Source organism: Mesorhizobium sp. B2-3-14, from assembly GCF_006442175.1.
Classification (GTDB): domain Bacteria; phylum Pseudomonadota; class Alphaproteobacteria; order Rhizobiales; family Rhizobiaceae; genus Mesorhizobium; species Mesorhizobium australicum.
Genome location: NZ_VFVP01000002.1, coordinates 368719 through 394392 on the forward strand (window position 1 = coordinate 368719; position 25674 = coordinate 394392).

The window sequence follows — 25674 nt, forward strand, 5'->3', positions numbered from 1 at the left end:
CGTGATATAAAGAGTTCTTTATATCGTTATCTCTTGTCGATCAAGCGAATGGTCGCTCTCCGCGGAAGTCAATGCGCGGTCTTCACCATGTCCACCTGGGTTTCGGTAATGTCGTCGTGCAGGATGCGGTCCAGCCGGTCGGCAACCATCTGGTCGTCGCGGCGGATCTCGCGCTTCCACGGCTGGCGGCCCTTCAGCACGCCCGATTCATCGACGATCTCGGCGACATATTCCTCCTGGCGATAGGCCATCACATGGATGCCGGAGACACCGGGAATTTCCTTCACCTCGTTGATGATGTCGGTGCAGAGCTGTTTGCCTTCCTTCTTCTGGTCCTGGGCGCCTTCCAGCCGCTTGATGATAGCGTCAGGGATATGGATGCCCGGCACGTTGGAGCGGATCCATTTTGCCGTCTTGGCGGAAGCGAGAGGGCCGACGCCACACAGGATGAACACTTTCTCGGTGTGGCCGAGATCACGTGCCTTCTGCATGAAGGTCTTGAACATCGGCACGTCGAAGCAATACTGCGTCTGCACGAACTGCGCGCCGGCGGCGATCTTCTTGCCGAGATGGATCGGGCGAAAGTCGAAAGGCGGCGCGAACGGATTGACGGCAGCGCCCAGGAACAGCTGCGGCGGCGTCGTCAGCTTGCGGCCGGACAGAAACTTGCCGTTGTCTCGCATGATGCGGCAAGTTTCCAACAGCGACATGGAATCGAGGTCGAACACCGGCTTGGCGCCCGGCTGGTCCCCGGCCTGCACGCCGTCGCCGGTCAGGCACAGCATGTTGGCGACGCCCATCGCGGCGCCGCCCAGCACGTCGCCCTGGATGGCGATGCGGTTCTTGTCGCGGCAGGCGATCTGCATGATCGGGGCGTAGCCCATGCGGGTCAGAAGTGCACAGATGCCGACCGACGACATATGGCAATTGGCGCCGGACGCATCGACGGCGTTGATGGCGTCGACCCAGCCGTCGAAGATCTTCGCACGGTTGTAGACATCCTCCGGATCGGCGCTGTCGGGCGGGTTCAGTTCGGTCGTCACCGCGAACTCGCCGCGCCTGAGCACGCGCTCCAGCCGGCCGCGCGAGGTGTGGCCGGGCAGGGGATCGAGCGGCAAATGGATGCCGGCCGGATTTTCGTCGGGCTGGCGGCCGGTCACGCGGAGGCTCCGGTCTTCGCGGCAGCGGCGGCTTCACGGGCTGCCGCAGCCTGCGCGGTCACCCGCAGCCAGGCAGAGGTTTCGCGCAACGACTGATCGACCGGCTTCTGCACGGTGAGGATCCTGTCGGAGTTGACCATGTTCTGCGAACCTTCCCAGGCCTTGACCCAGACGCAGGGCATATCGGGTTCGACCTCGCAATTGCCGTTGGCGCGCACGCCGCCGCAAGGGCCGTTGCGCAACTGCTTGGGGCAGTTCATCGGGCAAGACATGCCGGTCGAGGACAGGATGCACTGACCGCACATGCGGCAGTCGAACATGAAGCCTTTTACGCGCTTTTCGACGAACTTGATTGGAGCCTCGACGCGGCCATAGCCGATACCCTTCCACAACGGGTGCAGCAGCAAGAAGGTGTCGGCGAAGCGGGCGTAAAACCATTCGAGCAAGCGCGAATGCCTGATCGACCACAGCCGTATCGCGAAGGAGCGCTGTACGCGCCGCTGCGGCGAGACATCGGCCGGCTTGTAGTCGGACTTCGGCGCCGCCTTCTTGACCTGAGTGGCCTGCGTTATGGCCACGCCTTCCTTGCTGACGGGAGTGGTTTCAGACATTTTCTTTGCCGCCGGCCTTGACCAGAGCGACCAGCCGCTCGCGGTCGTATTTCGCGTCGATCTCGTTGAAAGCCTTTTCGACCTCGGCTTCGAGATCGTCACCGACCGGAACTGGATCAGCCTTGCGCCATTCGGCCAGATAGTCGTCCGTGCCGCCGGCGCCGGTGCGCATGGCGCACATGTCGATCGCCTCGGTGAAGCGCAACGGCAGTTCGCGCTTGGCGTTCTGCCGGCCCTTCTTGACGATGACCTGGGCAGGAATGTCGCGCCAGTAGACGACGATAAGATCGGCCATGAATTCTCGCTCCTCGATCCCCGAGCATTGCCGCAAGCGCAGTTGGCCCGCTTGTTATGGGACGACGCGCGCGCATTCAAAAGCGACGCATTTGGATGTCGTAAAATGAAAGGTGCGTTTATTCGTTTGCGACCCATGCCACGACGGGGTCACTGCAGCGGTAATGGCGACGGAATTTGCGCTGTTCCGGACACTGGATGCGTTACCAAATGCCGGTTCTCAGCCCTGTCCAGACGTAGAACCAGATCGTCGGGTGGTACCACAGCTTCGATGGCAGCCCTGGATCGAACGTTGCGAGTTTACCGGCCAGCGCGTCGCTGACCGCCTCGACGCAGATGTCGCGCGAAAACGCCGCCTGGCGCAGCGCATAGCTTGAGATGGTGTCACCTTGTTTCGGCTCGCCGCGCACCTGCTTCAGCACGCCACCAGTGTCGACGCCCGCATCGACCAGATGGACGGTGGTGCCGAAATTCTGCGGATCGCCTGACGTCAACGCCCAATAGCCGCCATTCATGCCGCGATATTTCGGGGTGATGCCGGCATGATAGTTGAGCACCGGACACGGCATTTTGGCCAGCATCTCCCTGGAAATCAGCCGGCAGCCGTTCAGCAGCACGACGCCGGGCTTGATCGTCTCGATTGCCTGCAGACATTCCGGCCCGTTGGCGGATGCCACATGGATGATGACCTGGCCTTGCCGCGGTTCCGTTTCAAGCTTCTCCTCGGCAATCAACCGGGCGGCGTGTTTGACATTAAGCCGTTTGCCGAGCCTGCTCAGCACCATAGTGCCGAGCTGGCCGATGGCAGAGATCCAGCCCTGGCGTCGGGCGCGGCCGCGCAGCAATTGCTTTTTAGATTCAGGGATTTCGAGGACGACGCTGACAGGGCCGACGCGGTCGGCGAGGTCGTTGATCATGGCCCAGACATGCGCGCCGCCACCGGTGACGACCACAATAGGTCGCGGATTTGGTTGCGACGCTGCCATTGATCTTTCCGTGCTCCAAGGACCGGCTGATGTGGCCGGACCTTAGGGCGGGCGGGTTAATCCTTGGTATGCCGGAAGCCTTACCAACCCATGAAGCCCCCCGGTCAGCGCATGAAGACTTGGTCAGCGCTTGAACTCCATGATGTCGAGCTTCGATTCATAGTAGGGCGCGGGGAACTCGATGCGCCATTCCTTGGCGCTGTTTCGGAAGGCGTAACCAACCTGGTCGGTCTGCGGGCCGCTGCCATAGGGCTTTGCCCGATCGTCGTTGACGGAGCCGGAGCCAAGATAGATCGAGCGCTTGTCGCCGTCGTCGAAGAAGCGGCCCTGGGTGCGCTGAGAACCGCTGATCTTTTCCAGCCGCCAGCCGGAGCCATCATCGGTGACCCTGCATTTGAACCAGCCATAGACAACGAGCGGGCTCAGTCCGCCGACCTTGATCGTGCGGCACCGCCAGTTGCCGGTGAGATCCTTGTCGGAGAAGGCGACCAGCGGCTTGGCCAACAGCGTGTCGAGCTGCTTGAGCTCGGCGGGGTTGGCCGCCTTTGCTTCGGCGAGCGCCGCCTTGCGGGTGTCGCCATATTTGTCGAGCCGCGCCTTATCGGCAGGCGTGATCAGTTTTTGCACTTGTCCGTCGGCAAGGGCGGGCAAAGTACAGCAGAGGAGACCAAGGGCGGCGATCAATGAGCGAAGGATCATCAAAGAATTCCCTGTTTTGTCTGGAACGGCGCTGCCGCCGCCTGGCGCATAACTTACCGGGTCGCTGGCGCCTGTCATCCGTGCTTAACAGCGTCTCGGTCAAAACTCATGGTGTGACGCATGCGAATCTTGCTTACGGGATCGTCGGGTTGGCTGGGCAGCGCGCTGGCGCCACTCCTGCGTGAGCTTGGACATGACGTGACCGGCCTCGATCCCGTTCCATCGGCCGAAACGCGGATCGTCGGTTCGATTGCCGACCGTGACCTCGTCATGCGTGCCGTCGGAGAAAACCGGATAGAGGCCATTATTCACAGCGGCGCGCTGCACAAGCCCAACATAGACAGCCACGCCAACAGCGATTTCATCGCGGCCAACGTGCAAGGCACGCTAAACCTGCTCGACGCGGCGGTGGCGGCCAATGTGCAACGCTTCGTCTTCACGTCAACGACCTCGCTGATGATCTCGCAGGCGATACGCGACGGCTTCAAGGGCGGTGCGCGCAAGGCGGCGTGGCTGACGAAAGCGATGTCGCCCGAGCCGCGCAACATCTATGGCGTCACCAAGCTATCCGCCGAGCATCTCTGCCGTCTCTACCACCTCCAGCACGGGCTGCCGGTGGTGGTGCTGCGCACGGCACGTTTCTTCCCCGAGGCCGACGACATGGCGCATGCCATCGAGCAGTCGGACGCCAACACCAAGGCGAACGAACTGCTGTTTCGGCGGCTGACGGTGGAGGACGCGGCGCAGGCGCATGTCGCCGCCTTGGAGAAGGCACCGGAGCTCGGCTTCGACACCTTCATCGTCTGTGCGCCGACGCCGTTCCAACCCGAAGATTGCGAGGCGTTGATCAGGGACGCGCCGTCCGTGGTGGCGCGGTATTTTCCTGAATTTCCCGCTCTCTACGCGAGGAAGGGCTGGACGATGTTTTCCTCGATCGACCGGATCTATGACGCGTCGCGGGCGAGGGACAGGCTGGGTTTTGCCTGCAGGACGAGCTTTGCCGACGTGCTGGCGGCGCTGGCAGCCGAAGACCCGGCCTGAAGCTGTCAGGCGTTCGCGGCCGCCCGCGCCAGGCCTGGCGTCAGGTCGCCAAAACCGGTGGAGCGGCGCTCATAGGCGAGGCCAAGCAGGGCGGCGGCCCTTTCCGCGACCTTGTCGAGCTCCGGATCATCGGTCTGCGCCAGATAGATCAGCTTCTCGTAATTGCCGAAATAGTCCTTGATCAGCTCCGGGTGCTTGTCCAGCCCGAGCGGCTTCATGAAGAAGGCATCGAACTGGCGGCACAGGAAGTCCGTCATGTAGAAGGACATCATGTCGTCGTCGGCGACCTTCGCATAGGCTTCCATGCCTTGATAGAACGCGAAGCAATGCGGGCCGGCCATGCGTTCGACGCCATGCTTCTCCAACACGCGGTCAAGCAGGCCGCCAGTGCCGCAATCGGCATAGCCGACGAAGATATGTTCATAGCCTTCCGCCCTGGCCTTTTCGATCGCCTTGTCCATGGCCGGCGCGATGCGGTCGGGATGGAAATGAAACTCCGCCGGCAAACACGTCAATTCGAGGTGATCCAGCCCGAGCTGTTCCTTGACGGCCAACACCTCGCGCGCAATCATCCCGCAGGCGATGACGAGCAGCCTGTCTGTCTGATTCGGTTTTGTTTTTTTCGTCCTGACCAAGTCGAGCCGGCTTTTTCGCTGCGGGGCTAATTTATCTGTCGAGGGAGACACCGTCCATGAAACTGCTACGCATAGCGCCGATGGCTATCCTTGCCTGCGCTCTTGCACTTACGGCCTGCGCCAACACCGTTCGGGGTGTCGGCAAGGATGTCAAATCGACGGCGAGGGCGGTCAAGGACACCGTCGCCAATTGATCGGCGGTCGTCCCTCATCTGGGGACAAAAAAGCCGCGCTGCAAGGCGCGGCTTTTTTTTCGTCGCCCTGATGCCTTGGATCAGGCCGAAGCACGCACGTTGTGCTTGCGCTTCATGAAATCCTTGGCGGTCTCGACCGCTACCGCCGCGTCGCGGCAATAAGCGTCGGCGCCGACGGCCTTGCCGAATTCCTCGTTGAGCGGCGCGCCGCCGACCAGCACGACATAGTCGTCGCGAATGCCCTTTTCCTTCATCGTGTCGATGACGACCTTCATGTAGGGCATGGTGGTGGTGAGCAGTGCCGACATGCCGATGATGTCGGGCTGGTGCTTTTCAATCGCGTCGAGATACTTCTCGACCGCGTTGTTGATGCCGAGATCGATGACGTCGAAGCCAGCACCCTCCATCATCATGCCGACGAGGTTCTTGCCGATGTCGTGGATGTCGCCCTTGACGGTGCCGATCACCATCTTGCCCTGTTTCGGCGCGCCGGTGGCGGCGAGCAGCGGACGCAGGATGAACATGCCGGCCTTCATGGCGTTGGCGGACAAAAGCACTTCCGGCACGAACAGGATGCCGTCGCGAAAATCCTCGCCGACGATACGCATGCCTTCGACCAGCGCCTCGGTAAGCACCTTATAGGGCGCCCAGCCGCGCTCGAGGAGGATGTTGGTGCCTTCCTCGATCTCTTCCTTCAGCCCGTCATAGAGATCGTCGTGCATCTGCTGCACCAGCTCGTCGTCGGAAAGCTCGGAAAGGATGATCTCGTCGTCGGACATTTTTATCCAGCTCCTCACGGCATCGCGACTGTGTCGCAAGGCACAAAATAATGGTGTTCATACCTAACCCGCAACGGGCGGGTATCCATAGCTGATTTGCGACTTCCCGCAAAAGGAAAGCGACTGGAAAATCTATCGGTTTTCTTGTCGATTTTGCGACAGGCGTTGGCGCGGACGGGCCGTTTCGAATAGGGTGCATGGCTACGATCCGGGCAAAGCCGCGTTATGCGGCCGCAACGGTTACGGACCAGCCATAGTCAGGCGGGCCATATTCAGGGAAGAGCGATCATGAGCGAACACGCGGCAGTCGACCAGGAAGCGTCAAACGCGCGGCGTGGGCGCGGCGCCAGTGGCGGAGCGGCGGCCAGGCGTGCGGCGCGCTCCGGCGGCGGCCCCGGCACCCAGCTCACCTATATCAAGCGCAAGATCAACGTCTACGAGGTGCTGAACGAGGAAGGCCTGGCGCTGATCGAGAAGAACACCGACACGGTGCTGGAAGAGATCGGCATCATTTTTCGCGATGACGCCGAAGCACTGCAGCTCTGGAAAGAGGCCGGCGCCGACGTCAAGGGCGAGCGCGTGCATTTTCCCAAGGGGCTCTGCCGTTCGCTCTTGAAGACCGCGCCGCCCATCTACACCCAGCATGCCCGCAATTCAGAACGCTCGGTGCAGATCGGCGGCAATGCGACGGTGTTCGCGCCGGTCTATGGTCCGCCCTTCGTGCGCGATCTCGACGGCGTCAGGCGCTACGCGACGATCGAGGATTTCCAGAATTTCGTGAAGCTTGCCTATATGGCGCCGTCGATCCACCATTCGGGCGGCACGGTGTGCGAGCCGGTCGACGTGCCGGTCAACAAGCGTCATCTCGACATGGTCTACGCGCACATCAAATATTCCGACAAGCCGTTCATGGGTTCGGTGACCGCACCGGAGCGCGCCGAGGACACGGTGGCGATGGCCAAGCTCGTCTTCGGCGACGACTTCGTCGAGAACAACACGGTGCTGACCAGCCTGATCAACGCCAACTCGCCGATGGTGTTCGACGAGACCATGCTTGGCGCCCTGAAGGTCTATTCGCGTCATAACCAGGCCTGCATCGTCACGCCGTTCATCCTGGCCGGCGCGATGAGCCCGGTGACGGTCGCCGGCACGCTGACGCAGGTCCTGGCCGAAGTGCTGGCCGGCGCCTCGTTCACGCAGCTGATCCGTCCGGGCGCGCCGGTGCTGTTCGGCACCTTCGCCTCGTCGATCTCGATGCAGTCGGGCGCGCCGACCTTCGGCACGCCGGAGCCGTCGCTGGTCTCCTATGGCGCTGCCCAACTCGCCCGCCGGCTCGGCTTGCCGTTCCGTACCGGGGGCTCGCTCTGTGCTTCGAAAGTTCCGGACGCACAGGCAGCCTATGAGAGCGCCAACACGCTGAACTCGACCATTCTCGCCGGCACCAATTTCGTCCTGCATTCGGCAGGCTGGCTCGAAGGCGGGCTGGCCTCCTGCTACGAAAAATTCATGATGGATATCGACCAGCTCGGCATGACCCAGAAATTCTCGGAGGGCGTCGACCTGTCGGAAAACGGCCAGGCGATGGACGCCATCCGCCAGGTCGGCCCAGGCAGCCACTATCTCGGCTGCGACCATACCCAGGCCAATTTCCAGACCGCCTTCTACCGCTCGTCGATCGCCGACAACAACTCCTACGAGCAGTGGCTGGCCGAGGGCCAGAAGACCGCACCGCAGCGCGCCAACGATCTGGCGCGGCGCTGGCTGGAGGCTTACGAAGCGCCGCACCTTGATGAAGGCATCGATGAAGCCTTGAAGGATTTCATCGCCAAGAAGAAGGGGTCGATGCCCGACGCCTTCACCTGAAAGGAGCCCGAGTCAGGCGGGGCTAAAGTCGCCAACATCATCCACAAGGAAGTCTGGCGGAGCGCCTTCTCCGATCCGGACAAGAAGGGATGATTGCGTGCGCGGTATGATCGAGGAGATCACGGCCGCGCTTGGCGCCAACGGCCTCATCCTGCGTGGAGGTCTTCTTTTTCCCGATGACGAGGGTGCTCCTGATGGCGCCTCGGGCGCGCCGGCAAAGTCTGTCCTGCTGGTAGGGCAGGCGGGCGCCGCGCCTTGGCCGCATTTCCTGCGCTGGCGGGACCGGCAGCCACAGGCGATCGCCGATCCGCTCGACACCTGGTCGCGGGAGGTCATCGGCGAGGTGGCGCAAGAGTTTGGTGCCCGCGTCGTTTCGCCGTCGGACAAACCTTACCTGCCGTTCCAGCAATGGGCTGTTCGGGCGGAAGGGCTGAGGCCGTCGCCGCTCGGCATCCTCATGCATCCGCAATACGGGCTTTGGCATGCTTATCGCGGCGCGCTGCTGTTCGAGGACGAGATAACGCTTCCGGAATTTCGGGAGACGATCCATCTTTGCGACACCTGCGTCGACAAACCTTGTCTGAAATCCTGTCCGGTCGCCGCTTATTCGACGGATGGTTTCGCCTACCAGGCCTGCCTCGCGCATGTGCGGGGGGCGAATGGCGAGCCGTGCCGGGCCGGTGGTTGTCTTGACCGCAATGCCTGCCCCTATGGCGCGCAGTATCGCTATCCGCCGGAGGTCCAGGCCTTCCACATGGCTGCGTTCGCTGGTCCTTAGCGCATCACGCGATCCCGCACGAAATGTTGACCGCCTGGCTCAGGGAGCGCCTTGCCGTGGCGGCTTGCGCGGATATGTATCGCGCATCTGGCAAACGGAGCACGCAATGATGAAGCAGGACCTTCACATCAAGACCCGTGACGGTGTGGCGAAGGCAGGCCTGTTCCGCTCGGCCAAGGTTTCTTCAGCCAAGGCTGGCGTCATTCTCTACCAGGACGCCTTCGGTCCGCGCCCGGCGCTTGACCTGATGGCGGAACGGCTGGCGGGCGAGGGCTATGCGGTGCTGGTGCCCGATCTCTTCTACCGCAATGCTCCTTATGGCCCGTTCGACGCCAAGACCGCTTTTGTCGAAGAAAGGACCAGGGCGCCGCTGATGGCGCTGGTCACCGGCACGACGCAGGAAATGACCATCAGCGACAGCGCCGCCTTTGTCGACGCGCTCGCCGGCGAAGGCGTCACGGGACCGATCGGCACTGTCGGCTATTGCATGGGCGGGGCGCGGGCGCTCAACGCCGCTGCAACCTACCCCGACAGGGTCAAGGCCGCCGCCAGTTTCCATGGCGGCAACCTCGCCAGCGATGCCGCCGACAGCCCGCACCGCAAGGCGGCCTCCATCAAGGCGCGCGTCTATGTCGGCATGGCGGGCGTCGACCGGAGCTTTCCCCCGGAGCAGTCGACCAAGCTGGCCGAGGCGCTGAGGACGGCGGGAGTCGACTATCTGCTGGAGAATTATGTCGGCATGGCGCATGGCTGGTGCGTGCCCGACCACAGTGTCTACAACGAAGGGGGAGCCGAGCGTCACTGGAAACGGCTGACGGCGCTGTTTGCCGAGACACTGACCTGAGTCTCGCGCGGCTATTCCCGCCTGTTGGCTGCCCGATCCGTTCGCGGTATCAGGGCGGTCTCGCTGAATGAGCGGGAGCCGCGCGGGAACGATCAACCTGATGCAATCCTATGATGTCGTGATCATCGGCGCCGGCGCCGCCGGAATGATGTGTGCCGTGGAAGCCGCCAAGCGCGGCCGTTCGGTGCTGATCCTCGATCACGCGGCGGCGCCTGGCGAAAAGATCCGCATCTCCGGCGGCGGCCGGTGCAATTTCACCAACATCCATGCGAGCCCGAAGAATTTCATATCGAGGAATCCGCATTTCTGCATCTCGGCGCTCAGCCGCTATACACAGCGCGACTTCATTGCGCTGGTCGAACGCCACGGCATTGCCTACCACGAGAAGACATTGGGGCAGCTGTTCTGCGACGGCTCGGCGCGCCAGATCATCAATATGCTGGTCTCGGAAATGCGGGGCAGGGGCGCCGAGCTGGTATTGTCGACCCGCGTCGAGGCTATCGGCAGAACCGAGGAAGCGTTTGAACTCGCCCTCTCCACGGGCTCGGTTTCCTGCCAGTCCCTGGTCGTGGCCTGTGGCGGCAAGTCGATCCCCAAGATGGGCGCGACGGGCTTCGGCTACGAGCTTGCCGAACGGTTTGGCCTTGCCGTCGTCGAAACACGGCCTGCCCTGGTGCCGCTGACCTTCGACGCAAAAACGCTTGAGCGGCTTTCGCCCCTGGCCGGAAACGCGGTCGACGCCGAGATTGCCTGCGGCAAGACGCGGTTTTCCGAGGCGATGCTGTTCACGCATCGCGGCGTCAGCGGGCCATCCGTCCTGCAGATCTCCTCCTATTGGCGCGAGGGCGATGAGATCCGCATCGCCATGCTGCCGGGCACGGATGTGGCTGAGCTCGTCCGCGCCGCCAGGCGTGGCAATGGCCGGCAAGCGGTGCAGACCGTGCTGGCAAATCATTTGCCGAAACGACTGGCTCAGGCGATAGCCGAGCAAACCGGGCTGGACGGCAACCTCGCCGATCTTTCCGAGGCCCAGATCAAAACCGTCGAGGCCGCGGTGAACGACTGGCGCATCAAGCCAGCCGGTTCGGAGGGCTACCGGACGGCCGAAGTGACGCTCGGCGGGGTAGACACCAACGGCCTCGACCAGAAGACCATGCAGGCGAAGCTGGTGCCGGGCCTGTTCTTCATCGGCGAGGTCGTCGACGTCACCGGCTGGCTCGGCGGCTATAATTTCCAATGGGCGTGGTCGTCGGGCTGGGCGGCGGGCCAGGCGTGTTGACATTCAGGTGAGGCCGGCCTGACCTCACTCGGTACGCCCTGGACGCAAACGCCCAAATGGAGAAAAAATCTTTCCATCACCCCAAGGATTAGCCATTAGCCTTCGTCCAACAGGCAAATGATGGCGATGATGCTGGATGAGAGCGAAGCCTCCGACGCCGAACTGATCGGGCGGGCGAAGGGCGGAGACAGGGGGGCCTTCGGCAAATTGCTGGAGCGTCACTACGACTTCGTCTATCGCGCCGCCTATCGCTGGTGCGGCAGGAAGGCCGATGCCGAAGACATCGCCCAGGAAGTCTGTGTCAGGCTGGGCAAGGCGATCCGCGATTATCGCGGCGGCGGCGCGTTCACGACATGGCTCTACACCATGACGATGAACGCCGCGCGCGACACGATGCGCAAGACCCAGCGCGAAACGGTCAAGACCGAGGCCTATGGCGTCCATGCGCTGATTTCGGGCGAAGGCCCGGCCGAGGGTGAAGGCCCGACCGAGGCGTTGTGGGCGGCGGTGCGGCAATTGCCGGACAAGCAGCGCGATGCCGTGATGCTTGTCCATGGCGAAGGCTTGAGCCACGCGGCCGCCGCCGAGGCGATGGCGATCTCGGAGACGACGGTTTCCTGGCACATCCATGAAGCGAAGAAACGGCTGAAGACGTTGATGCGTTCAGCCGGGGAAGTGTGACCATGGTCGACGACAACGAACTCAGAAAGCTGCGCAATGCAGCGGTACCGGCGCCGGGCGAGAGCGCGAAGGCACGCGCCTTCGAAGCTGCCCTGCGCGCCTATGATCAGGAAAATATTTCCGCCGTCACCCAAGGATCGGTTGGCGGCCTTCGTCTCACGGAGCGAGCACAAAAGCTCTGGAGCGAGATCATGCAAAAGAAATTCATTGCCACGCCGGCCCTTGCCGGGCTCGTCGCCCTGCCGATCGCCGGATACGCCACCTTCCATATGCTGAGGGAACAGCCGTCGCCGTTCGGCGGCGACGAGAAGATCACCGAGACGCTGGCCGACAAGCCGGCGACGCAGAAGCCAACCGTCGCCGAGCCGAAACAGGCCCCGACGGCGCTGGAGAAGGACAAGAAAGCAGACTTGGACGTGGAAAGCCGTGATGCCAGCGATGCGCTTGCGCCGGCCGCGCCGCCGAACTCCGAATCGGATGCCGCCGGTGGCGCAGCACAATCGAGCGCGCCGGTGAGCCCCACTGTATCGTCGAGGTTTGACCTAAAGACCTACAGCGGCAAGGAGGTGGAGTATGGGACTTTGCCAACCTCCAGGCCGGCCCCCGCACCCAGCGGTGAGGTTTCACGGGAGAGTGCCGGCCTCATGCCAAACGCGCCTAATGCCGCGCGGGCCAATCGCGTCCAAGCTGCCGAGCCCAAGCTTATGGCCCCGCAGCAGCCGGCGGCCATCCCGGCCGACCAGATCGCGCCGCAGGAGGAAAACCGCGATCGCGTCCAGGATTTCAAGACCAATCCCGTGCATGCGGCACTGCAAGACCCGGTCTCGACCTTCTCGATCGATGTCGACACCGCGTCCTATTCCTTCGTGCGCGGCTCGCTGAAGCAGGGCTACCTGCCGCAAGCCGACGCGGTCCGCGTCGAGGAGATGATCAATTACTTCCCTTATGACTGGAAGGGGCCGGAATCGGCCTCAACGCCGTTCAACTCGACCGTCAGCGTCATGCCGACGCCGTGGAACGCGCACACCAAGCTGATGCACGTCGCCATCAAGGGTTTCGACATCAAGCCGACCGAGCAGCCGAAGGCCAATCTGGTCTTCCTGATCGACGTGTCGGGCTCGATGGACGAACCGGACAAGCTGCCGCTGCTCAAGTCGGCGTTCCGGCTGCTGGTCAGCAAGCTGAAGGCCGACGACACCATCTCGATCGTCACCTATGCGGGCGATGCCGGCACCGTGCTGATGCCGACAAAGGTTGCCGAGAAGGACAAGATCCTCAATGCCATCGACAATCTGCAGCCCGGTGGCTCGACGGCAGGCGAGGCCGGCATCAAGGAAGCCTACAAGCTTGCCCAGCAGTCCTTCATCAAGGATGGCGTCAACCGAGTGATGCTTGCCACTGACGGCGACTTCAATGTCGGCCAGACCGATGATGATGACCTGAAGCGGCTGATCGAGAGCGAACGCAAGACCGGCGTGTTTCTGTCGGTGTTCGGCTTCGGCCGCGGCAATCTGAACGATGAAATGATGCAGACCATTGCCCAGAACGGCAACGGCACCGCCGCCTATATCGACACGCTGGCCGAGGCCGAGAAGGTGCTGGTCGAAGATGCCTCCTCGACGCTGTTCACCATCGCCAAGGACGTCAAGATCCAGGTCGAGTTCAACCCGGACAAGGTGTCGGAATACCGGCTGATCGGCTACGAGACCCGGGCGCTCAACCGCGAGGATTTCAACAATGACCGCGTCGATGCCGGCGATATCGGCTCGGGCCATTCGGTCACCGCGATCTACGAGATCACGCCCAAAGGCGGTGGCGGCGAGCAGATCGATCCGCTGCGCTACGGCCAGGCGACAGTCAACAATGGCGGTGTCGTCAATGCGGACGAATATGCCTTCGTCAAGATCCGCTACAAGCTGCCCAACGAGGACGTCTCGAAGCTGATCACCACGCCGGTGACCTCGGCCAACGAGGTCGCGTCCTTCGATCAGGCCAGTACCGACCAGCGTTTCTCCGTAGCCGTCGCGGCCTTCGGCCAGAAGCTGCGCGACGAGGATGCGACCGCGAAGTTCGGCTACGACAAGATCATGGAGATTGCCACTGCCGCCCGAGGAGCCGACCCGTTTGGGTACAGGTCCGAGTTCCTTTCGCTTGTGCGCCTTGCCTCGGCGCTGGGCGGCAACCGGTAGTGGCGATGACGGCCGGTTTCTTTCAGATGATGGGATCGTTCTGATAACCGGCCCACGGGCGGTGAGGCAGGCCGGCGAGGGATCTTTGCCCTTGCCGGCCTTTTTTTCGTTGCGCCATGGTCGTCCACCACCCATTCTGGCGGGAGGAAGGCAGAGAGCAATGAAGAGACGTATTATCCTGGTGCGGCACGGCGACGAACCTGCCGACGACCGTGTGTTCGCCTACCTCCAGCAAAGCGGCTACCAGCCCGTCTTGCGTCGAGCCTATGCCGGAGAGGCGCTGGAGGCGGATGAGGATGTCGCGGGCGGCGTGGTCTACGGCGGAATGTACAATGTCTACGACACGTCACTGCATCCATTCTTGGTGAACGAGTACCGATTTATCGACTTCTGCATGAGTTCCGATATCCCCTTGCTCGGCATCTGCCAAGGCGCGCAGCAGATCGCCTGGCATCGCGGTGCTCATGTCGGTCCGCCGGTGAGCGGCGTGCATGAATTTGGCTGCTATCCACTCTACCCGACAGCGGGAGCGGAGGATTTTCTGTCCGAGCCGATCCATGTCACGCAATCACACTGGCACGGCTTTGATTTGCCTGAAGGCGCCCAGCACCTTGCTTCGAGCGCCTCGTTTCCCAACCAGGCTTTTCGCATCGGTGATAAGATCTACGGATTGCAGTTCCACGCGGAAGTCACGCGTACAGGTTTTCGACGTGTACAGGACCGCCCGACCGCGAACTATGACAAGCCGGGCGCGCAGACGCGTGAAGAACAGGATCGTCTTATGAGCCTGCATGATGCAGCGCAGGCCGCCTGGTTCAACGGGTTCCTGCGTAAACTTTTTCCGCCTTTGATCTAGCTGGTCGACGACGATACTGCCGCAAGATTGGAGCGACCCGCACGGGATCGTTAAATTGCTCGGCATTTCCGGTACCGGATCGCAATTTCCTCTCGCTACACCGGTCATGTCTAAGGCTTGAGGGAGCCGGAATTGAAAATCACAACCATCGCCAACCCGACTCCGCCGGCACGGGACGCTTCGGCGAGTTTATCAGCCCCGTCAGCCGAATCCAGACGCATGAGCGACGATGTCGCGCAGGCGCGCCACACCGCCATGTCGGCGCTGACCAATGACCGCTTCCGCGTCATGCTGGAGCAGATTTCCGATCCGAGCGCATCCGGTGCGCTGGCAACAATGCGCGGCGACAACGTGGTCGATTTCCAGTCGGCGCAGTCAAGCTACGCCGACAACAGCGAATAACCGCAAAAAGAAATCGCCTCAGGCGCGGCTGCGCCGCCGCTCGCGGCGGGCTTCGCTGGTCTCGGCGGTGTTTGCCGTCGCCACCTTGTTGCGCATCGGGCCAATGCGCTCGACGATTTTTTCGACGGTCGGGCGATCCGCCCTGGTGTGGGCGTCGAGCGCCTTGCGCATCGCGGCCAGATGCTGGAACGAGGTGCCGCAGCAGCCACCGATGATCTTGGCTCCGCCATCCACGGCGAGCCGGACATAATCGGCCATCAGTTCCGGCGTACCGGAATAGTGGATCTCGGTGCCACGGAATTCGGGAATGCCGCAATTGCCCTTGACGATGACAGTCGCCTCCGGCTTGGCCTCGGTCATGTCGAGCAGCGAGGCCAGGATGTCGGAAGCGCCGACGCCGCAATTGGCGCCAACCCCGAGCGGCGCTTGCGACAGGCCGTCGGCGACGCCGTGGATGTCTTTCGGCAGCAGGCCCATCATGGTGCGGCCGGCGGTGTCGAACGAGCCGGTATAGGTGTAGGGCAGGCCGACGCGGATAGCGGCTTCGGCCGCCGCGCGGATCTCGTCGGGCGCCGACATCGTCTCGATCCAGGCGACTTCGGCGCCACCTTCCTTGAGACCTTCGATCTGCTCGGCAAAGGCGTCGACCGCTTCGTCATAGGTCATGGCACCAAGCGGCACCAGCAATTCCCCTGTCGGACCGACCGAGCCGGCGACGATCACCTTGCGGCCGGCCTTGTCGGCGACAGCGCGGGCGATCTCGGCCGCGCGCTTGTTCAGCGCATGCACGCGGTCCTGCGCATGGTGCAGTTTCAGCCGGTGGCGGGTGCCGCCGAACGAGTTGGTCAGGATGATGTCGGCGCCGGCGTCGACGAAATTCTGGTGCAGGCTGGTGATGGTGTCGGGCGCGGTTTCGTTCAGCAGTTCCGGCGCCTCGCCGGCCTCCAGACCCATGGCGAACAAATTGGTGCCCGTGGCGCCATCGGCCAGCAGCACACCCTTTTCAGCCAGCAGCGCATCGATCGGATTGCTCGTCGTCATCGGATTGGCTTTCGTGTCCTGGAATTCGAACCGTGTCTTGGAATTCGAACATGTCTGGGAATTCGAATAAGGATATAAAGAAGTCTTTATGTCCAGTCAATGAAAATGCGGTGCTGAGCGCTCAGGCAGAGCCTGATGCGAACGACATGTCGGCCAGGTTGCGCGCGAAGGCGGCCGCTTCGTGCGGATTGATGTCGGCGGCGCGGATCAGATTGTCGAAATGTTGGGTCAGGGCCTGGACCGGCTGGGTGGCGTTCAGCACCACATACATGTCGCCGACATAGATCGCCGCGCGATAGGGGCCGAATATGGTCAGCGGGATCGAATAGCGCATGCGGCCATCATAAAGGAACAGGCGGAAGGTCGGGTAGAGGTCGTCGAGCAGCGTCGCCATATGGGCAAGCTGCTGCTGGCGGTCGGCCGCCGGGAAACGGTCCCACACACCGAGGCCGCGGGCGAAGATCTCCAGCGTGTGGCGCGGCATGCAGACTTCCATGTCCGTTTCCGGCCGCCGGTTGTACTCGATGCGGTATTGCGTTTCGCTGGCCTGCGCCAGTCGGCTCCTGTTGGTGATGTTGGCTTCGTAGTCGACGAGCGCGTGGGTGCGCAGGAGATCGGGAATGCCAGCCGGCACATAGCGGATCTTGGTGCCCGCCGCTTCCGCGAACCATTTGGCGAGCAGCGTGCGGTCGAAACCGTCGGGCGCTTCCTCGATCTCCAGGCTCTCGCGGATTTCGCCGGTCACGCCCTCGTCCTGGCTAAGACCAAGCAGCCAGTCTAGCGACACTTTGAATTCGGCGGCGATGTTGAGCAAGGTTTCGGCGCGCGGCAGGCGGGTCGAGGCACCTGACATCAGTTGCGACAGCGCCGACCTGTCGATGCCGACTGCTGACGCGAAAGCCGATTGGTTGAGGTCGGAGCGTGTCAGGAGGAGCTTCAGACGCTCCCGGAAGATTGCCGACAGGTCGCGCTTGTCCATCATCTCACTCCTTGGATCGGGAGGAAAATTTTTCGCCGAAGCGGCCGAAGAAGCGCTTCAGGCGTAAACGAATCCCTAAGACTGTTTACAATGTATAACATATGCAGCCAAGAATGCGCAGACGCAACATTTTGTGCACTTTGTCGCGTTGAGTGGAATCATATCTCCTGACACAATGCTGTCAGGAACCGGTTGGGGTTCCGGCGACTGAGGACAGTGGTCGATAGCATGACTGGCAAGAGCATCCGTCGAAGCAGCAGATCGGCCATCGAATGGCCGACCGTGGTTCTCGCTTTCTTCTGCTACGGCACATGGTTGGCCGCCGGCTTCTTCCTCTGGCCGTCATATCCCATAGCTGCACTGATCGTCATGGCCGTCACGCTGGCTTTGCAATCCTCTATCATGCACGAGGTGCTGCATGGTCACCCGACCCGCAACGGCCTCGTCAATGAAGCTTTCGTCTTCCTGCCGATCGGCCTTGCCTGGCCGTTCCGCCGTTTCAAGACCATTCACCTGCGCCACCACGCGGACGAGCGGCTGACCGATCCGCTCGACGATCCCGAGAGCTATTACCAGGCGCTCTGGATGCACGAAGAAATGCCGCCGCTGATGAAATTCGTGCTGAAGGTCAACAACACCATGGCCGGTCGCCTCGTCCTGGGGCCATGGCTGTCCTGCATCGGCTTCTTCATCGATGACGCCAAGCACGTGATTGCCGGAGACAAGGCGATCCGCAAGGCCTGGCTGCTGCATGCGATAGGCCTTGCCGTGGTGCTGCCGGTCGTGCAGTTCGGCTTCGGCATGCCGGTTTGGCTCTATGTGCTGGTGCCGGTCTGGCTCGGCCAGTCGCTGATCTCGATCCGCACCTATGCCGAGCACCAGTGGTCGGAGCATCCGGAAGGCCGCACGGTGATTGTCGAGCGCTCACCGCTGTCGTTCCTGTTCCTCAACAACAATCTGCACTTCGTCCATCACAAGAGCCCGACCATCGCCTGGTACCGGCTGCCGAAGCTGTTTCGTGACCGGCGTGAGGAATGGCTGCGGATGAACAATGGCTATGCCTATCCGAACTATTTCGCGCTGCTCAGATCCTATGCCTTCAAGGCCAAGGAGCCGATCGTGCATCCGGTTCTGCGGCGCGCGCCCGAGCCGGGCAGGGCGTTCAAGCCGCGCGTCAGGGCGCGCAGCATCAGTGGGCTTGGCAGCGCGCCGGTTCCCGCCGAACCGCCCAAGGAATAGTATCCGCGTGTAGAGTGGATAACGTGTCGGCCAATTCTGATTGGGCGCCGCGTTTTTGCGATCCTTTGTCCCGGCATGGTGGTTTGATATCGGCATGAGCGAATTGATTGCGGCGTTGCCGATGTATGACTGGCCGGAGGCGCGCGACGAGGTCGACGCGCAATGGGCGTCGTTGCGCGATTCATTCCGGCGAAGGGGTATCGATGCGCCGCAATCCATCGTGCGCCGCAATGGCGACCTGCCGCCGGTGCCGGGCGGCATTCGGGACGGTGAAGGTAAACTCGTCGCGCCCGATCCGGCGACGCTGCCGCCGGACGAACTCGATTTCCACAAGCTCTGGATGCATCCGGCGCTGCTGTTCGCGCAGACCTGCTGGGGGCCGATGGAACTCGGTCTGTCCCGGCATGTGCAGGTGGTCGGTCAGCCAAGCTATGACGCCTATGAAGGCGGGCAGGGCGAACTTTATTCGAGCGCGCTGGTGATGCGGTCGGGCGAGGGGCCGGAGGTTCGGTCGCCCGCCGATGGCAAGGCCTTGCTGCCGCTCGATCTCATCCGGGGCAGGCGCTTCACCTTCAACAGCCTCGATTCCATGTCGGGCATCATCGCGCTGACGCGCGACCTGAAAGCGGCCGGCGAAAACCTGGACATATTTTCATCGCACAGCGAAAGCGGCGGCCATCGCGACTCGATCGTGGCGGTCGCCGAAGGCAAAGCGGATGTCGCCGCGATCGATTGCGAAAGCTGGGCGCTGGCACGGCGTTTCGAGCCGGCGGCGCGCAAGGTCGTGATCGTCGGCTGGACGGCGCGACGCAGAGGCTTGCCGTTCATCACCGCCAGGACGACACCGGAAAAGACCGTGCGCGCGATGCGCGAAGCGCTTGCCGGGCTAGCCGAGCAGCCTCGAGTCCAACGGGTAGGTTGAAAGCTTTTCGTTGCCGGTGTCGGTGATCAGGATCTGTTCCTCGATCTTGACACCCTCACGCCCGCCAAGCCTGCCGATATAGCTTTCGACGCACAGCACCATGCCCGGTTCGAGCATGCCGTCGGGCGTGTCCGGCGTCCAGTCGCTGGCATGCGGCAAGGTCGGATATTCGTCGGCCAGGCCGACGCCGTGGTAGAGTACGCCGTAGCGGGTTGGGAAGCAGTCTCCGGGCGGTACAGCCGAGCGTTCGACCAGATCTCGAAACGAGACGCCGGGCTGCATCAAGGCGGTGTTGTACTCGATCTGGTCGGCGGCGATGCGGAACAGGTCGCGCTGTTCGTTGGTCGGCTTTGTATCGCCACAGAGCCAGGTGCGCGAGAGATCGGCGCAGAAGCCGTAGGGGCCGATCAAATCGGTATCGAAGGCGACGAGATCGCCGGCCTCCATGATCCGCGACGAGCATTCCTGGAACCACGGATTGGTGCGCGGTCCCGACGTCAGCAGCCGCGTCTCGATCCATTCGCCGCCGCGCGCGATGTTGCCGCGATGGAGTTGCGCCCACAATTCGTTTTCGGAGATACCGGGCTTGAGCGCCTGTTCCATCTCGCCCATCGCCGCCTCGCAAGCGACGATGGCGCGGCGCATGGCAAGGATTTCATCAGGCGATTTGATCAGCCGCGCGTTTTCCATCACCGCCTCGCCATTGCCGATGGAAATGCCGAGGCGGTGGAGTTCTTCAACGCCTTCCGGGTTGATGTGATCGACGGCGATGCGGTTGTTGCCGCCGCCATGCTCCCTGATCAAATCGGCGATACCGGCGGCCCAACGGCGGACTTTCTGCTCGGTCAGCTCGCCGCCATAGAGATACATCCACGACACGGCCGGCCGCACTTCGTCGACGATGCCGGAATGGTCGGACAGGTGCTCGCAGGAAAAGTAGTCGAACAGCACCACCGGCCCGTCGGTGGCGACGAAGCAATGCCGCGTCGGATTGTGCGCGACCCAGAGCTGCATGTTGGTCGAGTCGGTCGCATAGCGGATGTTGACGGGATCATAGAGCAAGGCACCGGCATAGCCGCGGCGCTTCAGCTCGGCGCGGATGCGCTCGAGCCGGTATTTTCGCATTGCCGGCAGGTCGGGCGCGCTAATATCCGCCGCCGCCCATTCCGCTTCAGCTTGCGCGCCGTAGCCCAGCACATGCTGGTTGAGCGAAGCCGCCTTCTCGCGGGAGGCGTCGCGCAGCGCCTCGATCGAGCCTGATACAAACGGCATGATCTTGCGGTGCCGGCCGAAGCTTCCCTTTGGCGCCCCGCTGTCCATCCGGTCCTCAGGTCCGCATCTTCTCGCCGCTTGGATCGAAGGGCGCCTCGACATTGATGCGGGCCGGACGCCGAGACCCAAGAATCTCGATCTCGAACAGGCCCGCGCTTTCGTCCTCGGCAAGGGCGGCCGGCACATAGCCTTGCGCCATCGACTTTTGAACGTAGTGCGCATAGCCGCCCGATGTCACCCAGCCGACCACGCGCCAGTCGCCGTCGACGATACCGCGCACGGCGGACGCGCCTTCGGCGGCCTTCGAGCCACGTATTTCCTTGCCTGACGTGTCGAAGCGCGGCGCGCCATAGCCATGCGGCTTTTCAACCGTGCCGTAATCCTTGTCGACCTTGGCCCAGATCGGTTCGTCCCCCATCACATCGGCATCGGCGGCATCGACGATGAAGGAGACGCGACGCAGTTTTGGCCCTTGCGCCTGTTCCTTGGCGGCGGCTTCACGGCCGATGAAGTCGTTCTTCTCGAGCTTGATGAAGCGGTCCATGGAGCCTTCGAACGGCCCGTAAATCGGCCGCAACTCACGGAACCAGGTCGGGAAATTCTTTTCCAGGCGCATCGACAGCAAGGCGCGCATGCCGAAATCGACGATCCCGAATTCCTCGCCGGCGTCCTTGATCGCCTTGTAGACTAGGCGCTCATAGGCTGGCGCCATCCAGATCTCGTAGCCGAGGTCACCGGTATAGGTGATGCGGTTGACCAGGCAGGGCGCGTCGCCGACCGCCATCTCGCGGAAATCCATGAAGCGGAAGGCCTTGGTCGAGATGTCGACATCGACCAGCTTCTGCAGGAGGTCGCGCGATTTCGGGCCGGCGATCGACAGGCCGACGAGTGTCTGGTCGAAACGGTGGATGCGGACCGAACCATCCTTGGGCAGGTGCTTTTCGAACCAGCGCATGTGGTATTTCTGCGCTGCCGACGAGCCCCAGATCATGAAGCGGTCTTCACCGGCCTTGGCGATGGTGAAGTCGCCGATCAGCTTGCCGAACTCGTTGATCATCGGTGTCAGCACGATGCGACCGGTCTTCGGCATGCGGTTGGTCATCAGCCGGTTGAGGAACTCTTCCGCGCCCGGCCCCGAAACTTCGTATTTGGCGAAGTTGGCGATCTCGGTGACGCCGACGCGCTCGCGCGTGGCGCGCACTTCCTCGCCGATCGGTCCAAAGTCGTTGGAGCGGTGGAAGGAGACGACGTCTTTCGGCTCGCTGCCCTTCGGCGCGAACCAGAGCGGGGTTTCGAGACCCCAGGAGTCGCCCATCACGGCATTGTTGGCGAGCATGGTGTCGTAGAGCGGCGTCGTCTGCGCCGGGCGGGCAGCCGGCAGTTCCTCGTTGGGGAACCGGATCGAGAAGCGGCGCGAATAGTTTTCGCGCACCTTGGCGTTGGTGTAGCGCAGGCCGGCCCATTCGCCGAAGCGGGCGACATCCATGCCCCAGACGTCGAAGCCCGGATCGCCATGCACCATCCAATTGGACAACGCCAGGCCGACGCCGCCGCCCTGGCTGAAGCCGGCCATGACGGCGCAGGCGCACCAGAAATTGGTCAGGCCCTGCACCGGGCCGACCAGCGGATTGCCGTCGAGCGCGAAGGTAAAGGGGCCGTTGATGATCTGCTTGATGCCGGCCTTCTCGATGCCGGGGAAATGCTTGAAGCCGATTTCCAGCGACGGCGCGATGCGGTCGAGATCGGGCGGCAGCAGTTCATGGCCGAAGTCCCACGGCGTGTTGACCGGCGACCACGGCTTGCAAGCCTTTTCATAGGTGCCGAGCAGGATGCCGTTGCGCTCCTGGCGGGTGTAGATCTCGCCCTTGAAGTCGAGCACACCGATCATTTCGCGGCCGGTCGACTTGTTGAACTCCTCGACCTCCGGCATCGGCTCGGTCAAGAGATACATGTGCTCCATGGCCAGCACCGGCAGCTCGACGCCGACCATGCGGCCGATCTCGCGCGCCCACAGGCCGCCGCAGTTGACGACGTGTTCGGCGTGAACCGTGCCCTGTTCGGTGACGACGTTCCAGGTGCCGTCCGGCTGTTGTGTCAGGTCGACGACGCGGTTGCGCAGCACGATTTCGGCGCCGAGTTTTTTGGCCGCCTTGGAATAGGCAATAGTGGTGCCGGAGGGGTCGAGATGGCCTTCGACCGGATCCCACATGGCGCCGACGAAATTGGTCTCGTCCATCAGCGGGAACATCGCCTTGGCCTCGGACGGCGTGATCAGTTCGGTGTCCATGCCGAGATAGCGGCCTTTGGCGTGGGCAAGGCGCAGGAAGTCCATGCGCTCGGGCGTATCGGCCAACATCACGCCGCCGGTCAGGTGCAGCGAGCAGGACTGGCCCGAAATCTCCTCGATCTCCTTGTAAAGCTGGACCGTATAGGCCTGCAGCTTGGCGACGTTCGGATCGCCGTTCAGCGTATGGAAGCCGCCGGCTGCATGCCAGGACGAGCCGGAGGTGAGCTCCGAGCGCTCGATCAGCATGATGTCGGTCCAGCCGGCCTTGGCCAGGTGGTAGAGCACCGAGCAGCCGACGACACCGCCGCCAATGACAACCGCTTTTGCATGGGATTTCATGAGGATAGTTCCGTTTTTGAAGAGATTGAATCGGAGGAATGGGACACGAAGACAAAGCGGAGGTCGGATACAGCGATGTTTTCGATCAGCTTGCCGTCAAGCGCGGCAAGGATGGTTTCACAGACGGAAGTGCGATGTTTCACGACGTCATGGCTCCAAAGGCGCAGGATCGAATAGCCCTGAGCGCGCATGAAGTCGTCGCGGCGGCGGTCATAGGGACTGTCCGCATGCTGGTGTCCGTCGACTTCGACAACAAGCCATTTTTCGCGGCAGGCGAAGTCAGCGCAGTAGGGTTCGATAGAGAACTGTCGCGTGAACTTGTAGCCGCCAAGCTTGCGGGCTTTTAGTTCGAGCCAAAGCAGTGCTTCCGCTTGATTGTCGCCTTGCCTGAGTTTTCTGGCTCTCTGGGTTGTGCCTGTTTTTCGGCGACTGCGCGTTTGAGGAGCGCCTTCCCCCACTCCGTCGCTGCTTCGCAGCGCCACCTCTCCCCCCTCCGGAGGGAGAGGAAGGGAGCCAACTGGGCTAGGCTCGCGCTTTTCCTCTCCCCCGTCGATCGGGGGAGAGGTGTCGAGCGAAGCTCGACGGAGTGGGGGTCGACTATTCATCGAATCCATACGAATGATCGGCTCATCAAAACGAACACTGCCGCTCAAAAATCGGTCGGCGCGCCGCCTTCGGCTGTGCGCTTCGCAACAAAGGCGTTGAGCTCCTCGCGGATGGCGGGATCCATGTAGGGCTCTTCATAGGAGGCCAGCCGCTCCTTCCAAACCTTGTTGGCCTTTTCCATTGCCGTTGGCGAGCCGGCTTCCGCCCAGGTCTCGAAATTGCGCCAGTCCGAAAGGATGGGCGAATAAAACGCGGTCTTGTAGCGGTCCTGCGTGTGCTGGGTGCCGAAGAAGTGGCCGCCGGGGCCGACCGACTGGATGGCGTCGAAGCCGAGCGCTTCATCGGAAAGGTCAAGCGGGGTCAGGAATTCGGCCACCATCTGCAACAGGTCGATATCCAGAATGGTCTTCTCGTAGGAGCAGCGCAGGCCGCCTTCCAGCCAGCCGGCCGCATGCATCATCAGGTTGCCGCCGCCCTGCACCGCGCCCCACAGAGAGAACACGCTTTCATAGGCTGCCTGCGCATCGACGGTGTTGGCGGCGCAGGTGTTGGAGGTGCGGTAGGGGATGTTGTAGCGGCGGGCGAGCTGGCCCCCGACGAGCTGTGCCTTCATGTATTCGGGCGTGCCGAAGGCCGGCGAACCGGACTTCATGTCGACGTTAGAGGTGAAGCCGCCATAGCCGACCGGCGCGCCCTTCCTGACCATCTGGGCGAAGGCAATGCCGGACAGCGCCTCGGCATTCTGCTGCACCAGCGCGCCGGCGATGGTGACGGGCGCCATGGCGCCCGAGAGGGTGAAGGGCGTGACGATGACGACCTGGCCCTTGCTCGACATCTGGATGATGCCTTCCATCATCGGCACGTCGAGCTTGAGCGGCGAATTGGTGTTGATGATGGTGAAGACGGACGGTTCCGCGAGCAATTGCTCATGGCTGATGCCGCGCGCGATGCGGGTGATCTCGATACCGTCGACATTGCGCTCCTTGCCGAGCGAATAGATGTGGAACACCTTGTCGGTCAGCGTGGCGAGGTCGCGGATGCATTCGAGATGGCGCACCGATGGGTGGATGTCGGTCGGCTCGACCGGATAGCCGCCCGTGCAATTCAGGATGTTGTGCATCTGCGCCAGCCGCAGGAAATTGCGGTAATCCTGCTGGTTGCCGGGCCGGCGGCCGCGATCGATGTCGGAGCAATTGGGCGCCGAGGCCATCATCGAGATGATCAGATTGTCACCGCCAAAGCGCACATTGTGCTCGGGGTTGCGGGCATGGATGGTGAATTCGGACGGGCAGTTCGACACCAGCTCCAGGATCATGTCGCTGTCGAAGCGCACGCGCTCCGAGCCCTGGCGTACGTCGGCGCCATGCGCCTTCATGATGCTGCGGGCTTCGTCGTGCAGCACATCGACACCGATTTCCCTGAGCACCCGCAAGGAGGCGAGGTGGATCGATTCCAGCTCGTCCTCGGACACCAGCTTGGTCGGCGTCAGCGGATTTTTCAGTTGGCGGAAAGCCGGCTGCTCGAACGCGGCCGAGCCACCGGCGCGCTTGCCGGCGCGACCGCCGCGGCGGGCACGGTCGGGCGCCAATGCCGGTTCTGAGGGTTGTAGGGCGGCGGTCATGATGGTCCTCGTAGGATGCGATAACGGGCGGCATAATGGACCGGCGCCCCTCCGGCCATTGCGGAGGCGGCGACCAC

The 25674-nt window shown here is 62.6% G+C and carries 25 protein-coding genes; 12 read left to right on the forward strand and 13 right to left on the reverse strand.

Annotation, left to right across the window (positions count from 1 at the left end; all coding sequences use genetic code 11):
• Window positions 1-68: 68 nt before the first annotated feature.
• From FJ950_RS06425 to FJ950_RS06445, 5 genes are all read right to left on the reverse strand, one after another.
• Window positions 69-1160: a methylenetetrahydrofolate reductase gene (locus FJ950_RS06425; protein WP_140615924.1), complete on the reverse strand. Its 1092-nt coding sequence runs from the start codon at window positions 1158-1160 to the stop codon at window positions 69-71.
• Window positions 1157-1771 (reverse strand): methylenetetrahydrofolate reductase C-terminal domain-containing protein, encoded by a 615-nt coding sequence (locus FJ950_RS06430; protein WP_015317422.1) that lies wholly within the window; start codon window positions 1769-1771, stop codon window positions 1157-1159. The genes FJ950_RS06425 and FJ950_RS06430 overlap by 4 nt, the downstream gene beginning before the upstream one ends.
• Complete coding sequence (locus FJ950_RS06435; RefSeq protein WP_015317423.1) at window positions 1764-2066, reverse strand: virulence factor; 303 nt, start codon at window positions 2064-2066, stop codon at window positions 1764-1766. The genes FJ950_RS06430 and FJ950_RS06435 overlap by 8 nt, the downstream gene beginning before the upstream one ends.
• Before the next feature lie 202 nt (window positions 2067-2268).
• Window positions 2269-3051 (reverse strand): formyl transferase, encoded by a 783-nt coding sequence (locus FJ950_RS06440; RefSeq protein WP_015317424.1) that lies wholly within the window; start codon window positions 3049-3051, stop codon window positions 2269-2271.
• A 123-nt stretch (window positions 3052-3174) separates the two neighbouring features.
• Window positions 3175-3750 carry a DUF4893 domain-containing protein gene (locus tag FJ950_RS06445; protein ID WP_015317425.1) on the reverse strand — a complete coding sequence of 192 codons (576 nt, stop codon included), beginning with the start codon at window positions 3748-3750 and terminating at the stop codon, window positions 3175-3177.
• A gap of 120 nt (window positions 3751-3870) precedes the next feature.
• On the opposite strand from FJ950_RS06445, the gene FJ950_RS06450 reads away from it, so the two are divergent.
• Window positions 3871-4791: an NAD(P)-dependent oxidoreductase gene (locus FJ950_RS06450; protein ID WP_140615926.1), complete on the forward strand. Its 921-nt coding sequence runs from the start codon at window positions 3871-3873 to the stop codon at window positions 4789-4791.
• Between the two features lie 5 nt (window positions 4792-4796).
• On the opposite strand, the gene FJ950_RS06455 is transcribed toward FJ950_RS06450, so the two are convergent.
• Complete coding sequence (locus tag FJ950_RS06455; RefSeq protein WP_140615928.1) at window positions 4797-5426, reverse strand: DUF1638 domain-containing protein; 630 nt, start codon at window positions 5424-5426, stop codon at window positions 4797-4799.
• Between the two features lie 56 nt (window positions 5427-5482).
• Here FJ950_RS06455 and FJ950_RS06460 point away from each other — a divergent pair, with 56 nt between their 5' ends.
• On the forward strand, window positions 5483-5620 hold the full coding sequence (locus FJ950_RS06460; protein WP_015317428.1) for an entericidin A/B family lipoprotein: 138 nt from the start codon (window positions 5483-5485) through the stop codon (window positions 5618-5620).
• An 80-nt stretch (window positions 5621-5700) separates the two neighbouring features.
• On the opposite strand, the gene FJ950_RS06465 is transcribed toward FJ950_RS06460, so the two are convergent.
• A complete protein-coding gene (locus tag FJ950_RS06465) occupies window positions 5701-6399 on the reverse strand; it encodes a B12-binding domain-containing protein (protein WP_015317429.1) in 699 nt (232 codons plus the stop codon).
• A gap of 288 nt (window positions 6400-6687) precedes the next feature.
• Between FJ950_RS06465 and FJ950_RS06470 the strand changes: the two genes are divergently transcribed.
• The 8 genes from FJ950_RS06470 to FJ950_RS29455 all read left to right on the forward strand — a co-directional run bounded on the left by FJ950_RS06470 (window position 6688) and on the right by FJ950_RS29455 (window position 15291).
• Window positions 6688-8262 (forward strand): trimethylamine methyltransferase family protein, encoded by a 1575-nt coding sequence (locus FJ950_RS06470; protein WP_140615930.1) that lies wholly within the window; start codon window positions 6688-6690, stop codon window positions 8260-8262.
• 97 nt (window positions 8263-8359) lie between these two features.
• The gene (locus tag FJ950_RS06475; protein ID WP_181171089.1) at window positions 8360-9040 is read left to right on the forward strand and encodes a 4Fe-4S dicluster domain-containing protein; all 681 of its coding nucleotides are present in this window, start codon (window positions 8360-8362) and stop codon (window positions 9038-9040) included.
• A 106-nt stretch (window positions 9041-9146) separates the two neighbouring features.
• Entirely contained in the window at window positions 9147-9884 is a 738-nt protein-coding gene (locus FJ950_RS06480; protein WP_140615932.1) for a dienelactone hydrolase family protein, read from the forward strand.
• A 100-nt stretch (window positions 9885-9984) separates the two neighbouring features.
• The gene (locus FJ950_RS06485) at window positions 9985-11163 is read left to right on the forward strand and encodes an NAD(P)/FAD-dependent oxidoreductase (protein ID WP_140616494.1); all 1179 of its coding nucleotides are present in this window, start codon (window positions 9985-9987) and stop codon (window positions 11161-11163) included.
• A 120-nt stretch (window positions 11164-11283) separates the two neighbouring features.
• Window positions 11284-11844 (forward strand): RNA polymerase sigma factor, encoded by a 561-nt coding sequence (locus tag FJ950_RS06490; protein WP_140615934.1) that lies wholly within the window; start codon window positions 11284-11286, stop codon window positions 11842-11844.
• A 2-nt stretch (window positions 11845-11846) separates the two neighbouring features.
• Window positions 11847-14033 (forward strand): VWA domain-containing protein, encoded by a 2187-nt coding sequence (locus FJ950_RS06495; protein WP_140615936.1) that lies wholly within the window; start codon window positions 11847-11849, stop codon window positions 14031-14033.
• A gap of 160 nt (window positions 14034-14193) precedes the next feature.
• Window positions 14194-14889, forward strand: a complete 696-nt coding sequence (locus tag FJ950_RS06500; protein WP_140615938.1) for a glutamine amidotransferase — start codon at window positions 14194-14196, stop codon at window positions 14887-14889.
• A 219-nt stretch (window positions 14890-15108) separates the two neighbouring features.
• Window positions 15109-15291 (forward strand): hypothetical protein, encoded by a 183-nt coding sequence (locus FJ950_RS29455; RefSeq protein WP_224623363.1) that lies wholly within the window; start codon window positions 15109-15111, stop codon window positions 15289-15291.
• A gap of 18 nt (window positions 15292-15309) precedes the next feature.
• Here FJ950_RS29455 and bmt read toward each other — a convergent pair whose 3' ends face one another.
• Entirely contained in the window at window positions 15310-16332 is a 1023-nt protein-coding gene (gene bmt / locus FJ950_RS06510) for a betaine--homocysteine S-methyltransferase (RefSeq protein WP_015317437.1), read from the reverse strand.
• Between the two features lie 121 nt (window positions 16333-16453).
• Entirely contained in the window at window positions 16454-17311 is an 858-nt protein-coding gene (locus FJ950_RS06515) for a helix-turn-helix transcriptional regulator (protein ID WP_140615940.1), read from the reverse strand.
• Window positions 17312-17539: 228 nt separating this feature from the next.
• Between FJ950_RS06515 and FJ950_RS06520 the strand changes: the two genes are divergently transcribed.
• Together FJ950_RS06520 and FJ950_RS06525 are read left to right on the forward strand one after the other, a co-directional pair.
• Window positions 17540-18550 (forward strand): fatty acid desaturase, encoded by a 1011-nt coding sequence (locus FJ950_RS06520; protein WP_181166283.1) that lies wholly within the window; start codon window positions 17540-17542, stop codon window positions 18548-18550.
• A gap of 94 nt (window positions 18551-18644) precedes the next feature.
• The gene (locus tag FJ950_RS06525) at window positions 18645-19472 is read left to right on the forward strand and encodes a PhnD/SsuA/transferrin family substrate-binding protein (protein WP_140615942.1); all 828 of its coding nucleotides are present in this window, start codon (window positions 18645-18647) and stop codon (window positions 19470-19472) included.
• On the opposite strand, the gene FJ950_RS06530 is transcribed toward FJ950_RS06525, so the two are convergent.
• From FJ950_RS06530 to FJ950_RS06545, 4 genes are all read right to left on the reverse strand, one after another.
• A complete protein-coding gene (locus tag FJ950_RS06530) occupies window positions 19437-20792 on the reverse strand; it encodes a Xaa-Pro peptidase family protein (protein ID WP_140615944.1) in 1356 nt (451 codons plus the stop codon). The genes FJ950_RS06525 and FJ950_RS06530 overlap by 36 nt on opposite strands.
• A gap of 7 nt (window positions 20793-20799) precedes the next feature.
• Window positions 20800-23370 carry an FAD-dependent oxidoreductase gene (locus FJ950_RS06535; protein ID WP_140615946.1) on the reverse strand — a complete coding sequence of 857 codons (2571 nt, stop codon included), beginning with the start codon at window positions 23368-23370 and terminating at the stop codon, window positions 20800-20802.
• A complete protein-coding gene (locus FJ950_RS06540; RefSeq protein ID WP_140615948.1) occupies window positions 23367-23852 on the reverse strand; it encodes a DUF559 domain-containing protein in 486 nt (161 codons plus the stop codon). Before FJ950_RS06540 ends, FJ950_RS06535 begins: the two co-directional genes overlap by 4 nt.
• A 167-nt stretch (window positions 23853-24019) precedes the next feature.
• Entirely contained in the window at window positions 24020-25597 is a 1578-nt protein-coding gene (locus FJ950_RS06545) for a trimethylamine methyltransferase family protein (RefSeq protein ID WP_140615950.1), read from the reverse strand.
• Window positions 25598-25674 lie beyond the last annotated feature (77 nt).